The sequence below is a fragment of the Paraburkholderia sp. Clong3 genome, assembly GCF_050436485.1.
GTDB classification, from domain to species: Bacteria; Pseudomonadota; Gammaproteobacteria; order Burkholderiales; family Burkholderiaceae; genus Paraburkholderia; species Paraburkholderia tuberum.
The window spans coordinates 1002240-1017859 of record NZ_JBNDMH010000002.1 but is presented as its reverse complement, the minus strand read 5'-3'; the positions used below and the strand labels follow the sequence as shown (position 1 = coordinate 1017859).

Genomic DNA, 15620 nt, shown 5'->3' with positions numbered 1-15620 from the left:
TACGCGGACTGCACGAAAAGGAGCCCAATTCAGACGAGCCTTTCGGCTCCCGCCTCACAGCATTAATTGACACGGGCTGAGGCGCAGGTTGCAACCGCATCGCTCTTTCGGATGGCAGCTTGAACGGGATTATCAGGACTTTTGCTTGGGAACACTTGCCGTTTGCCACCAGTGTTGACAATGCGAGGAGAACGCTATGAACGACGTCGTTATCGCCTTATTGAATTGTGTTGCAAAGTTGCTTGACCCCGTGAACCTGTATAATCTTTTCAAGACCGAAAAAAATCAGGAGACCGGCGCAAGGTTGTTTATGCTTTTTGCCGCGGTCGATGAAGTTTACTTTAATGGAGAAGTTGTTGTCAACGATCTCGAGAGCTATGTCAGAAAGATGACATGCTACCTGCAAGATGAAAGACAGCGATGGGCATTAGGTGGGCTAAAGGCAGTCGATCATATGAGTGTACATATTGATCGGCAGCTGGAGGCCATTGAAGCACTCGTGAATACGGCTCAAGAACTGGATGCCGAATTACGCATTGTAGACCCCGAAGGGTACGCGAAGCTGCGACTGTTATCAGGCGGGATACTCATCGAGAAAAAGCAACTCCTCAACGCTCTCGATTCCATGATTCAATTACTGCGGCACGATAAGGTCCCGCTGCTGGGCCCTAGCGCTCAGGATCTGCTGAGAGTGGCGAACGAGTTGGTTTGCGAGTTCGATGTACACGCCGCCGGTCTCGAAACAGAGATGACAAGGAAAATGGCCGACACGGTCGCTGCTTTGGGGGAACAATTCGAGCTTGGAGCAGTGGCATATACCACCGCTTGGGATGAGTCAGTATTTCGACTAGTCAAGGAATATCTGGCCACAAGGAATCCCCGCGCCCAACTGCAGGAGATACATATGGTCGCATTGCAGATCCGGGAAGCGGTGTCAAAAGTCTTTGCGCCAGACCAGATTCTCTGGCTCGTGGGTTCGAGCAGATTCCGTTCTGCATATCGCAAGAGTAAATAGGAGCCATCCAGGCGCCTTGTAATCCCCGCAGGCGGTGACAGTTTGGAGCCGAAAGTGAATGACCAAAATAGGGCGCGTAACCAATACGAGTTTTTCGGGGGCAGTAGGTGCTTATCCTGCGGGAAAAACTCCGGACATAGGTCTAAGGGGGCTACGATGGTTTTGCGAGAAGGCGCGATCCTCTGAACTACGCACTTTGCTACTTCTTTTGGACAATACGCAAAATTTAAAAAAAGGTAATTTGGAATTTATTTTTGATCTACGACATCAAATGCAGGCAGAAGGGTTATCACTAATCACGGTGGCGGGCATCTACCAGCCGACACTAGAACAATTTTTTGGTGATTTTGAAAAAAACGAAAGTTGGAGAAAGTTAAGCTTGGATGTCTTCCGGCGTGACATGAGTTTCAGTTGCGTTTCAAACCAAGACGACCTGAGACTCACTCTTGAATGTGTTGATTTAGCCGAAGACGGGCGAGGGCAAAGCTGGGTCCAATTTTTCCTTCCCATGGCATACGCAAAAGGATTCCGCCTTGCGAACATGACGGATGCCTTGTTCGGTAAGCTCTCCGCGGAATCGAAGTGGCTCGAACTCGGATTTCCGTCTGGCGCAGTCTTCGCGATAATTCGAAAGTTTCTATCGTTAGCTACACACCATGACGGCGGGTCCTGCTCTTTGGACGGCTTAGCCAACGACATCTTGAATAGCGTGTTCGAAACGTCCGGATTTCGTGCTGCAATGGCCGACAAACTCTCTGCTGACGTCTACAACGGACACATTTAGTCGACCAGGGCGATCATGGATACGTTCGAATGGGTTGGCCTTAGGTACTCGCCCCTGCCATACGAATCAACGCCATCAATCATTGGAAGATTCGCATATTTCAACGTCCTGAGTCGCAGCTCGCTTACCAAGCTAGTTGACTTCAAGAGTGACTCGGGACTTCGCCCCTATCCGCGCGGTATTTACGTCGATAAACAGAAGTTCATTGCGCAGACGGGTTGGGAATTTCCCGGCGAGGAGAGTAGGTTTTTTGCTGCGACCCGGGAGTTATCGGGCTTGCTTTTTTCCAATAGCTTTCGATTCTGTCCTTCATGCCTTGACTGCGGGTACCACAGCTACTGGCATCAATTCGAAGGGCTTGAGCGATGCCCACTCCACGGCGAGGTACTAACGAGATTCTGCCCCAATTGCAAAAGACTGGTGGGCACCGTCGCTTTCGGAATTGGCAATGGGTCCGGCTTCTACAACTGCCCTCATTGCAGCGCGCCGCTGTCGGGCAGTCCGTTTTCCTCAGAGAGTCACGAATACCTTCGAGACCACACGTCGTCTCTCGATGCATTCAGGCCACTACAACAATGGTGGGCGGGGGATGATGACCTGCAAACGAAAGACGTAATGCGCATCGTGTCGCGGAAAGTGATTTTCAAATGGGCACATTGGTGTGACGACCGAGCAATCCTCCGAGGTATGGCCCGAAGATTGACGGCTTGCGCACTTGAATCGATGGGAGGGGAGTCGCTCAAGCGTATCACCGTGTTGCGCTGGCCTCTTCAATTGACAACAAACAAATCTTCCGATGACGAGCGTATCGGTCACCTGCAGTGCTCTCCCGAGCGAGAGAGCACTGCATACAGGACGACCTTGCGTGCACTTCATAACTGGGCAGTTGGCAAGCGCGGAGGCGCCATCTTAGCGCGAGACATTCGCACGCTTATGCTAAGAGGGGTTGTGAGCACAGAAGGCAGGGATTTGCGGCAACTTGCACTTGCGTGGTTCCGCTTGCGTTTTGAGCTATGGCCGGCAACGCCTTTCGGATGGGTTAATCCCGATCAAGCGCGTTGGGGAGCACATTCACGACTTCGTCACATGGAAAAATTTGAACCGAGGCCCCCCTTGAGCGCATTTTTGCTTGCGACATATTCACTGATGCTTGAAATTGTGAAACGGCGAGAAAGGGAAAGCGAAGTGTTAGATGTCGGCAGCATCCGAATCGTTGACTCCTGCGTTCCCGTCGTGTACTTACCTGACTATCGGCTTTCGCTGAACACCAGTGAACCGTCAGAAGGATTTGTAATCTTTCCGTCACTTTCGGGGTTCGATTTAGACTCCGTCTGGCTCAAGAGGGATGACGCGGCGTAAATTTAGTGCAATCTCGTCCGCGGTTGACCGGCGCTGCTCAGATTCGGAAGTAACACCGAGGCTTTCAGATGTTTTTCGGTGGGAAAGACTGACGCTTTTAGATGACATTGGGTGGATCCTACTGATTCGAGAGCCACGCAAATTTGGCAAAAACATTGAACACCGAAATATCCCGCCTTAACATGGGATTTGCGTCAGTTTACAGACGCCTTTAGATGGAATCACTGAATGTGGATATATTGATAATGCAACGTAAAACGCACCATATACTACACAATTCAACCATAAACACGACATTAGTACTATAATGTCGTGTTTATGGTTGGCGTGCGGATTGTTCAATCGTTAGTGTCGATGTCCTCGAGGCTTGGAAGCCGGTCGAAGCCTGACGACAATGAGTCTGTCGCGGACAATCTCGCTTTCCTGCTGGACTGCTCTATGGCCTAAATTTAGAAGCCCGGCGTCAGGACGACTTTCCCTGACGCCGTCCTGCCGTTCTGCAAATCGTCGAACGCCTGGCTTCCGGCATCGAGCGGCCGCACGTCGAGCCAATCCAGCGAACCGAACGCGCCTTCGTGCAACGCCGAAACCGTCGCGCGAAGATCCGCCATCGTATATGTGTACGTACCCAGCAGCGTGATTTCAGCGAGCGTCAGCTTGCGCATATCGATTTCGCTTGCCCAATCCTGGAGGCCGATGTGCATCACGACGCCGCCAGGCTTCACCGACGATAACGCGAGCGCGCGTGTCGGCTTTGCGCCCACGGCATCGATCACGAACTCAAACCGGCTTTCAGGCGCCGGCGCGTCCAACGGATCCCATGTCTCGCACTGCGCATGCTGCTGCGCCGATCGTCGACGCAGCGGATTGACCTCCGCCATTTCAACCGACCGGCAGCCATACGATTTCAGTAACAACGCCGACAGCAATCCAATCGCCCCGCCGCCAATGACGAGCGCGCGGGTTTCCGGCAACGGTCTTTGCAGCGCGCGCATCGACAGATTCAGCGCATGCAGCGCCGTAGCAGCCGGCTCGGTCACCGCGGCGTGCGTTGCGGGCATCTCCTGCGGAATTTCGACAACGCATCCCGCAGGCAACGACATGTATTGTGCGAATGCACCCGGACGCGTCATGCCGACCATCGTCCGGTTCGCGCACAGATTGTCGCGCCCCTGCACACAATATTCACAGTGCCCGCAGGTGATCAACGGATTGCCCGTGACGCGCAAGCCTTTCGTCAGATGCGGTGCGCGCGTCTCCACGATCGTGCCGGCGAACTCATGACCGAGAATGAGGCCGGGTTTGCGTCGCGGATCGTGGCCGTGGAATGCATGCATATCGGAGCCGCAAATACCGACCGCATCGATCCTGAGTATCACCTCGCCGTCGGCTGCCAGCGGTTCGGGCCGATCCAGCAACTGGACCTCATTGGGCTGCGTGTAGACAAGTGCTTTCACAAGCGTTCTCCATCGTGCAATTGCGTTACCGCCTACCGCGCGGTGTACCCGCCGTCGACCATGATGGTCTGGCCCGTGACGTACGCGGACGCGTCACTCGCAAGAAACACCGTGACGCCATACAGATCGTCGAGTTGTCCATTGCGTCCGATGCACGTGTTCTGCGCGTGCATGTCCGCGACGCGCGCGTCGTTGAAAACGGGAGCCGTCAGCGCAGTGGGGAAAAAGCCCGGCCCAATCGCGTTGCACGTGATGCCGTAGCGTGACCACGCCTGCGCGATAGCACGCGTCAATTGCACGACACCGCCCTTCGCCGCGCCGTATGGCGCGCTATCGTTGAATGCACGGTATGACTGCAGCGACGCGATGTTGATGATGCGACCATGTCCGCGCGCCTTCATCGAGGGTGCGAGCGCCTGCGTCATGAAGAACGGCGCGCCAAGATGCAGTGCGAGCTGCTGTTGCCACGCTTGCGGCGTTACTTCATCGAATGGTTGACGCAGATTGACGCCCGCCGCGTTGACGAGAATGTCAATCTGGCCGTGCTGTGCCGCTGCATCGAGCGCGCAGGCGCGCGCCGCATGCGCGTCGCTGAGATCGCACGCGTGCATGTGCGCATCAATACCGTCATCCCGCAGCCGCATTGCCGCTTCGTCGAGCGCATCACTTCGCCGCGCCACCAGCACGACGCGCGCACCCGCCCCGCCCAACGCGCGCGCCATCGCTTCGCCGACGCCCGAGTTGCCGCCGGTCACGAGCGCGGTTCTGCCATTCAGGTCGAATAGTCGAGCGATATTCAACGGTGTCCTCCTTCGTCGTACCGGTTGCACATGCCGATGGCGTTCATACCTGTACCGGTTCGCCACGCACGAATGCTTCGTCGGGAAAGTACTTCTGCAAGCGGTCGTCAGCGGTACGGGCGTGGGCTTCCATGCCTTCGAGCCGCGAGATACGCGCCGTCACTTCGCCAATGCGCTTCGCCGCATCGCGCGTCATGCGCTGCCACGTCAGCGTCTTCACGAACTTGTGCACCGAGAGCCCCCCTGAATAGCGCGCTGCGCCCTTGGTGGGCAGAACGTGATTCGGACCGCTCGCCTTGTCGCCGAATGCGACCGTCGTTTCTTCGCCGAGAAAGAGCGAGCCGTAGCACGTCAGATGTTCGAGCCACCAGTCCAGATCGGCAGCCTGCACTTCGAGGTGTTCCGATGCATAGCGGTCAGACACGTCCACCACTTCCTCTCGCGTGTCGCACAGGATCACTTCGCCGTAGTCGCGCCACGCGGCGCCTGCGGCATCGTGTGCGGTCGGCGGCAACGCATCGATGAGTTGCGGAACCCGCTCAATGACCTCGTCGGCGAGCGCCTTCGACGTCGTGAACAACCATGCCGGCGACTCGTGGCCATGCTCGGCCTGGCCGACCAGATCGCTCGCGACCATCGCCGGGTCGGCACTGGCGTCGGCGATCACCGCAACTTCCGACGGCCCCGCGAAGACGTCGATCCCAACCTTGCCAAAGAGCGCGCGCTTCGCCTCCGCGACGAACTTGTTGCCCGGCCCCACCACAACGTCCGCCTGCTTGCCGGTAAAAAGCCCATACGCCATCGACGCAATCGCCTGCACGCCTCCCAGCGTCATCACGACATCGGCGCCTGCCGCCTTGAACGCATACAGCACATACGGATGGATGCCGCCTCCGCGAAACGGGCTCGAACAGGCAATCACCGTCTTCACGCCCGCTGCCTTGGCAGTCGCAACGCCCATGTATGCCGACGCGATATGCGCGTACCTGCCAGCAGGCGCATAACAACCGACCACGTTGACGGGCACCACTTTTTGCCCTGCCGTCACGCCTGGATACAGTTCGACCGAGAAATCCCCAATCGAGCGCCGCTGGGCGAGCGCGAAGTCGAATACCTGTTGCGCGGCGAAATCGATATCGGCCTTCACGTGCGCGGGCACTTCGAGCGCACGCCGTTCGATCTCATCGGCGCAGACGATGATCGGACCGTCCCAGTTATCGAGTTTCTTCGCATACGCACGCGCGGCGTCTTCGCCATGCGCCTGAATCTGCGCAAGCATTTCAGCGACGACCTGTTGCGCCGTCGCGGTCTCGGTTTCCGGCGTCTTGGCTGCTTTCTTCAGGTAAGTCACGCTCATCGCCTTCTCCTTCATCGATGTTAAAAATAATGCAAGCGCTTGCAGCGAGGGGCTTTTAAAAGGCCACACCGTGGCCTTTTTGCGCGATCGCGACCGCGCGTTATTTGCTGCCGTCCATTGCGAACGCCGCGAGTTTAGGGTCGCCCATCACACGCTTCATCGCGCTGTCGTCGATATAGTCTTTTGCTTCGGGGACGGACGCGAGCGCGCCCGATGCATGCATGAACTGCGCGATCTTCGTGAACGAATCGTCGGCCTGCGATGCGCCTTTCGTGCGGTCCATCGCGGCGAGTTGCTGCTTCAGGTCGAAGGTCGGGCGCGTAGCGAATTCCTTGCGCATCGAATCGTCGCTGATGTTGACGCCGCCCTCCTGGTAAAACTTCTTCATCATCGCGACGGCCTGGTCAGGGTTCGCCTTCATCCACGCCCATGCATGCAGATAGACGGCGAGAAATTTTGTCACCTGATCGGGATGCTGCTTCTCGAATTCGCCACGCGTGACGAGCGCGCCGGGCACCGATGCGCCGCCGTCCTTACCGGAGCACAACACGCGCGCGCCCGCCTTCTCTTCGAGCGTATAGTCATACGGCGCCCACACGCCCGCGTAATCAGCATTGCCCGACGACACAGCGGAAATGATCTCGGCCTGGCCCATGTTCTTGAGCGTCACATCAGCCTTCGTCAGCCCATACTTTTTCAGGCATGCCTGTACCGCGTAATCACCCGTCGAGTTGGACGTCAACACGATGGTCTGGCCTTTCAGCGACGCCGGATTGCGGCGCACCGCGTCATAACGCGCCTTGCTCGCCATCAGAACGTTGCCCTGCGATTCGTCGTTCGTCAGGCCGATCACCTGAATGCCGAAGCGCTTGTAGCCGAGCACGGCCGGCACGGAACCCGTGCCGCCCACGTCCCAGGATTTCGACGCCGCCGCCGCCATCTGCGGCACGCCTGCGGGAAACACCGAAAACTCGGGCTTCAATCCGACCTCTGCCCACCACCCTTTTTCGGTTGCGACATAAAACGGCAACGCCCAATACAGCGCGGGCTGATAGCTGACCCTGATCAGAGTGAGATCGGCGCACCACACCGTGCCCGGCAACGCCGCACTGCCCGCGCAGAGCAACGCAATGAAAGGGATCGCACGCAGACGTTTCATGTTGGTCTCCTGTTTTATGGGGTATTGCGCTCAGCCGTTGGAACCGGTGGCAGTTTGATGCAGCTTCATGCAGCGACACGTTCGACAGCGCCGTGTTCGTCGCGCAACGACTTCCAGATATGCGTGCGCAACCGGACGAACGATTCGAGATCCATCACGTCTTCGATCCGCTTGCACGCGTCCCAGCCATGCTGCTCGCGCACGGACTTCACATCGATCACTTCTTTCACGCGCCCCGGCCGGCCCGTCATCACGACGACGCGATCCGCGAGATACACCGACTCTTCGACCGCGTGCGTGATGAACAGCACCGTGCGCGGATTCACGCGCGTGAGCCGCACCAGTTCTTCCTGCATGACGACCCGGGTTTGGGCATCGAGCGCGCCGAACGGCTCGTCCATCAGCAGCACGCCGGGGTCGAGCGCATACGCGCGCGCGATCGCGACGCGCTGCTGCATGCCGCCCGATAGTTGATGCGGATACGCCTGCTCGTAGCCGCGCAGATTCATCAATGACAGATAGCGTTCGATCGTTTCGCGTCTTGCGTCGGCGGCCATGCCCTTCGCGCGCAAGCCGAGATCGATGTTGTCCCGCACTGTCTTCCACGGGAACAGCGCGAACTGCTGAAAGACGACCGCACGATCGGGTCCTGGCCGTGTCACCTTGCGGCCCGCCACCGTCACGCTGCCCGAAGTCGGAAACTCGAGACCCGCGACCATCCGCAGACACGTCGTCTTGCCACAACCCGACGGCCCGACGATCGCAACGAATTCCTTGTCGGCGATTTCCAGTTCGACGTGTTCCAGCGCGACGACGCTCGCCTTGTCGCGCCTGAACATGCGGGACACATCATTGAAACGAATCATGCTCATCGTGCGCTCCGTCACGGTTGAGAGAGTGAAGCCACGGGTGCCAGGGTCTGTTTACATATGGAACGCACGTGCGTTGCCGCGAGAAGGGCCGCTCGCAAGGATTGCGACGCCGCGAATACTCGACGTATTCGCAAGGAGCATGACGCAGCGAGCGGCCCTTCTCGCGGCAACCCCAGTTCTGAATTTCATTCCAGGGGAATGCCCGCTATCGGCCGCATGGCGGCGTCGTGCGTCGCTCACGTGGCGCGGCCACGCAGCGCTCCTTACTCCTTGCCCTGCGCCCGATAGCGGGCATTCGCACGTGCGTTCCATATGTAAACAGACCCTAGTGCCGGGCCACGCGCCGGTTGCGCATCGCGTACGCTTCGATGCGTCCAAGCAGCAGGTCGATTGCCGCGCCCACCATACCGATTGCGATCATCGCGCTCATCACCGTCGCAGTGTCGATTGCCGCTTGTCCCTTGACCATCATGTAGCCAATGCCGCTCGACGCGACGATCAGTTCGGCGCCGACCAGCGACATCCAGCCCAGTCCCGCCGCGACGCGCACACCTGCGATCACCGACGGCAACGCGCCTGGCAGCAGCACTTCGCAGACGATCATCCGGTTCGACGCGCCGAGCATGCGCGCCGCTTCGAGCAGCCTGCCGTCGACCTGCTGCGCACCGCGATAAGCATTGACGACGCACGGCGGAAACGCACCCGCAAAAATGATCAGCACCGGGCCACCGATGCCCGTGCCGAACCACAACGCGGCAAACGGCACCCATGCAATCGGCGCGATGAAACGCACGGTTTCGAAGAGCGGCGTCACGCAGTAGTCGAGCCAGCGGAACCAGCCCATCGTCAGACCGAGCGGCACACCCAGCGCGACGGCCAGCAAAAAGCCCATCAGATAGCGCTGCAAGCTCGACCACAGATGCACTTCGAGCGTGTAACCGACAAACGGATGCGTGAGCAGATCGGCAAACTTGTGAACGACTGCAAGCGGCGTCGGTAGAAAGATCGCGGGGACGAGTTCTGCTGCCGATGCCAGCCACCAGATGCCGAAGAATGCGATCAGCCCCGCGGCATTCAGCGTCCAGAGCGGCATGCTGCGTTGAGCCACAGCACGCCCAGGCTCGCTGACCATCTTGCGCTGGCGCAACGTGCGTGCCGCACTGCCGGACTCGCGATTGACGCCGACGGGCTCGATGTCAGGATGCGCGACACCGCGCAGATGACCCGGTTTCATCTGTTCGCTCTCCAAGGCATGAGTTGCCGCTCGATTTGCCCAAGCGCGACCGTCATCAACCATCCACACAGCGCGACCGTCAGCATCGCAACGACGATCATCGCCGGATAGATGTCGAGCGAGCCTTGCGTCAGCAGATGCCCGAGACCTTTGACCGCACCGATCAGTTCGCCCGCCACGAGCGTCGTCCATGAAGCCTGCAATGAGAGGCGCAAGCCTGTGAAAATCATCGGCAGCGCGCCGGGAATCATCACTTCCAGCACGAAGCGCGAACGCCGCAAACCCAGCATCTCGGCGGCTTCGAGCATCGGCACGTCGAGATTGCGCACGCCCGCGAAACTGTTGATCACGCATGGCACGAACGCCGCGAACCAGATCACCATCACTTTCGCGGAGTCGCCGAGTCCAAGCCAGACGATCGCGAGCGGAATCCACGCGAGCGGCGGAATGGGTCGCAACAGCAGAAAGATCGGGTTGAAGAACGCCTGTGCACGCGGCGAGTAGCCCATCCATAGGCCGAGCGGCACGCCCGTCACCGCCGCCGTCGCGAAGCCGTATAGAACCAGCTTCACGCTCTGCACGATGTGCTGGTCGAGACGGCCGTCGGCATAACCGTCCGTCACCACCTGGGCAAGCGCCTGCCAGGTATCGAACGGAGTGGGGAATCTCGACGGTGCGACGATGCCTGTGAGAGCCGTCAGCACGTACCACGCGGCGAGCGTTGCTGCGAGCGTGCCGATGCTGCACAGGAAGCGCGGTGAACGCAATGCGGGGAACACATTGTCTCCTGCCTGTTCAGCGGCGTGAAATGCAACGCGCCGCGCAATGAAATGTAACCGCTTGCATTTGAATATAGACGCTATGATCACGGGTCACATCGGGATTTATACCAATTCGAATGATGTTGTACTGTCGTTCGCTTGCAATCGGGCACTACAATCAATTGAGCCTATCCAAACCTGTCTGATCTGCCGCAATGAATACCTTGCCACGCGCCCGTATCAGCGATGTCGCCACACTCGCCGGCGTCTCGACGGCAACTGTGTCGCGCGCTCTCTCCAACCCCGACATGGTGAAAGCGGACACGCGCGCGCGCATCCGTGATGCGATCGCCACGCTGGGATATGTGCCCGACGGCGCGGCGCGCGCGCTTGCGCTGGGCCGTGCGCGAATGGTCGGCGCCATCGTGCCGACGCTCGACAACGCGATCTTCGCGCGTGCGGTGCAAGGCTTGCAAACCACACTGTCGAATTCCGGCTATCAGTTGCTGATCTCCGCGCACGAGTACAACCTGTCCGCGGAAATCGAAGTCGTGCGCGCGCTGCTGGAACGTGCTGTCGACGCAATCGTTCTGGTCGGCACCGACCATGCGCCGCAAACCTATGAACTGATTCGCGCGAGCCACGTCGCGCTGCTGCTGACCTGGTCGCACGCCGAGCGCCCCGGCGCAGCCGGCAGCGGCGACGCAGATACACCGCCGTCGATTGGCTTTGACAACCAGTTGATCGGGCAACTGGCCGCTGAACATCTGCTCGAACTCGGTCATCGCCGCTTCGGCGTGATCTCGGGCTTCACGCGCCATAACGACCGCGCGCGTCAGCGGATCGAAGGCTTCCGGCGAACCCTTGCACAGCACGATATCCGTCTGCCTGATGCGAACATCATCGAACAGCCATTCGGCTTCGAAGGCGGTCGCGCCGGGCTCAAGCTACTGACGCAATTGCGCCCTGCTCCAAGCGCCATTTTCTGCGGCAATGACGTGCTCGCGCTGGGTTGCCTGTTCGAAGCGCAATCGACCGGTATCGCCGTGCCGCAGCAGTTATCGATCGTCGGTTGCGACAATCTGCCCATCGTCTCGCAGATCACACCAGGTCTCACTACCGTGCTGTTGCCCACTTACGAACTCGGCGAACGCGTCGCGCGCGCACTGCTGCGCTGGCTCTCGGACGGCGTGCCGCCGCAGCGCGAGTGTCTGCCGATCGAACTGATCGTGCGTGGCACGAGCGGTCCGGCGCCCGCGTGAAGTGCGCCTGGTTCCTTTCGGCGCATTCGCGCATCACGCGACCAATGTCTGCAACTGTGTGAGCAACGCATCGGGAATCTCGATTCCATCGCGGCTTGCCGCGTCGGCCAACGCATGCCGCCGTTGCCCTGGCAAACGGACATCCGCATCCTGCAACATCGCCGCGACAAGCGCCTCGACCCGTTGTACGTACATCTCATTGCCCGCCAGCGCGCCCGGATCGATGGCCCAGAACAGATGGCCGATCCGCGAGCGTGCCCCCTCCTCGGTCAGGAACGATCCCGCTTCATAGCCGAAGTTCGCGCCCGCCAGCGCTGCCGCCAGCAGCTCGACCATCAGCGCGAGCATCGCGCCTTTCGCGCCGCCGAACGGCAGCATCATGCCGTCGAGCGCCGCCTTGGCGTCGGTGGTCGGCGTGCCGTCACGGGCGGTCGCCCAGCCGGACGGTATGGGCTTGCCATCGCGCGCCGCAACCATGATCTTGCCGCGCGCCACTTGCGACAGCGACAGGTCGACTATCAATGCGTCGCCATTGCGGCGCGGAAACACGGCGGCAATGGGATTGGTGCCGAATAGCGCATGACGCCCGCCCCACGCGGGCATCGCCGCCGGGGAATTGCTGAACGCAAGGCCCACCATGCCCGCCGCGCCGATCGCCTCCAGGTGATATGCGCCGACGCCGAAATGATGGCTGCGGGTCACGCTCGCCACTGCGCTGCCGTGTTCGCGCGCACGGCCGATCAAGGTCTCGACAGCAAGCGCGCAGGCGGGAAACGCCATGCCATCGGCGGCATCGACGAGCACGGCGGCGTTGCGCGTCGCAACAATGGAGGGCTTCGCCTGCGGATCGACGCGCCCGTTGCGCAACTGCGCGACGTACATCGGCAAACGCGAAACACCGTGCGACGACAACCCGCACGAGTCCGCATACACCAACGCGCGGGCCGTGGCCGTCGCGGTCTCCGGCGTTGCGCCCGCGTTGCGGACGGCGCGCGTCGCGAGGTCGAGCAGTTCGTCGGCTGAGACTCGCGTCATCGTGAAATTCCTTCGGTCACGTGTGAATCACGCTGCGCAAGCAGGGCCTCCGTCACGCGCGCCGCAACGAGCGTGCTGACACGTTCGTTCGACTGCATGGTCAGCCCCGCAATGTGCGGCGTGAGAATGAGGTTTGGTGCGTCGGCCAGCGGGGAACGGGCGGCGAGCGGCTCATCGTTGAAAACGTCGAGCGCCGCGCCGCCGATGCGGCCTTCGCGCAACGCCAAGGCAAGCGCCGCTTCATCGACGATCCCGCCGCGCGACGTGTTGACGATAATCGCGTGGCGCTTCAGCGCCGCGAGTTGCGATGCGCCGAGCAGATTGCGCGTGCTGTCGACGAGCGGCACATGCAGCGTGATCACATCGGCGGCACGCAACGCTTCGTCGATGCTCACGCGGCGTGCGCCGGTCGCGGCCCAGCACGCCGCGTCGGCCGGCTGCAGCGGATCGTAGGCGAGCACCTGCATGCCCAGCGCGCGCGCGAGTTGCGCAACGAGTTGCCCGATGCCACCGAAGCCGATTACGGCAAGCGTGCTACCCGCCGCTTCGCGGCCATTCGAAAGCGCCGCGCGCGGCCATTTGCCCGCCGCGACCTCCATGCTCGAACGGTATGCACCGCGCAGCAGCATCAGTGCCGTGGCGAGCACGTACTCGGCCACCGCGCGTGCATTCGCACCCGTCGCCGGGAACACCGATACGTTGCGTTGCGCGCATGCGTCCAGATCGATGTTGTCGAGCCCGACGCCCAGACGCCCGACTACGCTCAGACGCGGCGCGGCATCGAGCAGCGCGGCCCTTACCTGCGTGCGATTGCGCACGATCAGCGCGTCGGCATCGGCCAGCAACGCGTTCAACGCAACGGGTTGATCCACAAGCGACGCATCGGCATGCACGTCGAAGCGCTCGCTGAGCGCTGCGACTGCGCAAGCGTCGATGAATTCGCTGATGACGATCTTCTTGCGCGTCGCGCGCGGATTCGTATTCAGGTTCGTGCTCAATTCGAGCGCTCCTGTACATACGCGGGCGGCGCCATGTCGTTGACATCGCTTGCGTTCGCTTGCGGCTCGCCGCGTTGAACTTCCGGCGGCGCGGCCAGCAGTTTGCGCGCGGCCTGCACATCGAATGCGCCTTCCCAGCGGGCGACGACAATCGTCGCCACCGCATTGCCGATCATGTTCACGATCGCGCGAACCTCGTTGAGCACGCGATCGATACCGAGTATCAGCGTAATGCCCGCAACCGGAATGATGTTGTGCGTCGACAGTGTCGCCGTCAGTGCGACCAGCGCCGCACCCGCCACGCCCGCGCCGCCCTTTGACGTCACCATCAATATCGCCAGCAGCCCGATCTGTTGCAGTAGCGTGAGATGGGTATTGGTGGCCTGCGCGATGAAGAGCGAGGTCATCGTCAGATAGATCGCGGCGCCGTCGAGGTTGAACGAATAGCCCGTCGGCAGCACGAGCCCGACTACCGGCTTTGGACACCCAAGCCGTTCGAGCTTTTCCATCAAACGAGGCAACACCGATTCCGTTGTAGACGTGCCCAATACGATCAGCAGTTCCTCACGCAGATACTTGAGCAGCGGCCACAACCCCACGCCCGCCCAGCGGCAGATCGTGCCCAGCACCAGGGCGATGAAGAGAATGCTCGTCAGATAGAAGCACACGATCAACAGACCGAGTTGCTGCAACGTCGAAATGCCATATTTTCCGACTGTGAACGCCATCGCGCCGAACGCGCCAAGGGGAGCCAGGCGCATGATCATTTCGACGATCCGCATCAGCGCTTCGCCGCTCTGTTCGATCACGCGCGACAGGAAGCGGCTGCGCCGCGACATGATCGATAGCGCGATGCCGAACAACACCGAGAACAGCAACACCTGCAGCAGATCGCCCCGTGCGAACGCGCCCACGACCGAATTCGGCACGATCTCTTCGAGGAAGCTGGTGTTCGACTGCGCGTGAACTTCCGTCACGTAATGGCTGACTGCATGCGTATCGAGCGTCTTCGGATCGATGTTCAGCCCGGAGCCGGGGTGCAGCAGATTGGCGACGACAAGGCCGATGACGAGCGCCACCGTCGTCACCGCTTCGAAGTACACGATGGTTTTGAGGCCGACGCGCCCGACCTGCTTGAGATTCTCCATCCGCGCGATGCCGACGGAGACGGTACAGAAGATCACCAGCGTGATCAGCATCTTGATGAGCCGGATAAAGGTATCACCGAACGGCTTCATCTGGACGCCCAGATCCGGCCAGAAATAACCGACGAGAATGCCTGCCGCAAGTCCGATCAGAACCTGCACGTAAAGATGTTTTAGCACGCGCAAGATGGTGTCTCCTCCACTCGCTGCTGCTGGAAAATGGAACAGCGCCGTGCGGCGCGTGCCGGGCTTCCTGGGCCCGAGACGTCACGCGTGCGCGCGCTGCTGCGAAAGCTCCATTGAATACAGGGGATCCGAAGCTGACGCGAAGCTAACTGTCATCGCAGCCGCCTGCGCGATCGGGATTCAAGCGCCATGCAGC

14 protein-coding genes are annotated in these 15620 nt (G+C 60.3%); 4 read left to right on the top strand and 10 right to left on the bottom strand.

Translation table 11 applies throughout. The features are described 5' to 3' along the window. Nucleotides 1-196: 196 nt before the first annotated feature. The 3 genes from OKW30_RS08960 to OKW30_RS08950 all read left to right on the top strand — a co-directional run bounded on the left by OKW30_RS08960 (nt 197) and on the right by OKW30_RS08950 (nt 3158). Nucleotides 197-1015, top strand: coding sequence for a hypothetical protein (locus OKW30_RS08960; RefSeq protein ID WP_429346544.1), 819 nt, complete (start codon nt 197-199; stop codon nt 1013-1015). Nucleotides 1016-1073: 58 nt separating this feature from the next. Further along, nucleotides 1074-1799 (top strand): hypothetical protein, encoded by a 726-nt coding sequence (locus tag OKW30_RS08955; RefSeq protein ID WP_429346543.1) that lies wholly within the window; start codon nt 1074-1076, stop codon nt 1797-1799. A gap of 1086 nt (nt 1800-2885) precedes the next feature. Next, the gene (locus tag OKW30_RS08950) at nt 2886-3158 is read left to right on the top strand and encodes a hypothetical protein (RefSeq protein WP_429346542.1); all 273 of its coding nucleotides are present in this window, start codon (nt 2886-2888) and stop codon (nt 3156-3158) included. A 449-nt stretch (nt 3159-3607) separates the two neighbouring features. Here OKW30_RS08950 and OKW30_RS08945 read toward each other — a convergent pair whose 3' ends face one another. From OKW30_RS08945 to OKW30_RS08915, 7 genes are all read right to left on the bottom strand, one after another. Next, a complete protein-coding gene (locus OKW30_RS08945; RefSeq protein ID WP_429346541.1) occupies nt 3608-4615 on the bottom strand; it encodes a galactitol-1-phosphate 5-dehydrogenase in 1008 nt (335 codons plus the stop codon). Between the two features lie 32 nt (nt 4616-4647). Then, nucleotides 4648-5415, bottom strand: a complete 768-nt coding sequence (locus OKW30_RS08940) for an SDR family oxidoreductase (RefSeq protein ID WP_184066472.1) — start codon at nt 5413-5415, stop codon at nt 4648-4650. Between the two features lie 43 nt (nt 5416-5458). Further along, on the bottom strand, nt 5459-6772 hold the full coding sequence (hisD, locus tag OKW30_RS08935) for a histidinol dehydrogenase (protein WP_429346540.1): 1314 nt from the start codon (nt 6770-6772) through the stop codon (nt 5459-5461). 100 nt (nt 6773-6872) lie between these two features. Further along, complete coding sequence (locus OKW30_RS08930) at nt 6873-7931, bottom strand: ABC transporter substrate-binding protein (protein WP_429346539.1); 1059 nt, start codon at nt 7929-7931, stop codon at nt 6873-6875. A gap of 65 nt (nt 7932-7996) precedes the next feature. Next, nucleotides 7997-8803 (bottom strand): ABC transporter ATP-binding protein, encoded by an 807-nt coding sequence (locus OKW30_RS08925; protein ID WP_429346538.1) that lies wholly within the window; start codon nt 8801-8803, stop codon nt 7997-7999. Nucleotides 8804-9128: 325 nt separating this feature from the next. After that, a complete protein-coding gene (locus OKW30_RS08920) occupies nt 9129-10037 on the bottom strand; it encodes an ABC transporter permease (RefSeq protein ID WP_429346537.1) in 909 nt (302 codons plus the stop codon). Further along, the gene (locus tag OKW30_RS08915) at nt 10034-10816 is read right to left on the bottom strand and encodes an ABC transporter permease (RefSeq protein ID WP_184073951.1); all 783 of its coding nucleotides are present in this window, start codon (nt 10814-10816) and stop codon (nt 10034-10036) included. Before OKW30_RS08915 ends, OKW30_RS08920 begins: the two co-directional genes overlap by 4 nt. 197 nt (nt 10817-11013) lie before the next feature. Between OKW30_RS08915 and OKW30_RS08910 the strand changes: the two genes are divergently transcribed. Beyond that, nucleotides 11014-12060: a LacI family DNA-binding transcriptional regulator gene (locus tag OKW30_RS08910; protein WP_429346536.1), complete on the top strand. Its 1047-nt coding sequence runs from the start codon at nt 11014-11016 to the stop codon at nt 12058-12060. Between the two features lie 33 nt (nt 12061-12093). On the opposite strand, the gene OKW30_RS08905 is transcribed toward OKW30_RS08910, so the two are convergent. The 3 genes from OKW30_RS08905 to dctA are packed head-to-tail and all read right to left on the bottom strand — an operon-like array spanning nt 12094 to nt 15424. Then, a complete protein-coding gene (locus OKW30_RS08905; RefSeq protein ID WP_429346535.1) occupies nt 12094-13095 on the bottom strand; it encodes an Ldh family oxidoreductase in 1002 nt (333 codons plus the stop codon). Continuing rightward, a complete protein-coding gene (locus OKW30_RS08900; RefSeq protein WP_184043536.1) occupies nt 13092-14093 on the bottom strand; it encodes a hydroxyacid dehydrogenase in 1002 nt (333 codons plus the stop codon). The genes OKW30_RS08905 and OKW30_RS08900 overlap by 4 nt, the downstream gene beginning before the upstream one ends. Continuing rightward, nucleotides 14090-15424: a C4-dicarboxylate transporter DctA gene (gene dctA / locus OKW30_RS08895; protein ID WP_429346534.1), complete on the bottom strand. Its 1335-nt coding sequence runs from the start codon at nt 15422-15424 to the stop codon at nt 14090-14092. Before dctA ends, OKW30_RS08900 begins: the two co-directional genes overlap by 4 nt. Between the last annotated feature and the right edge of the window lie 196 nt (nt 15425-15620).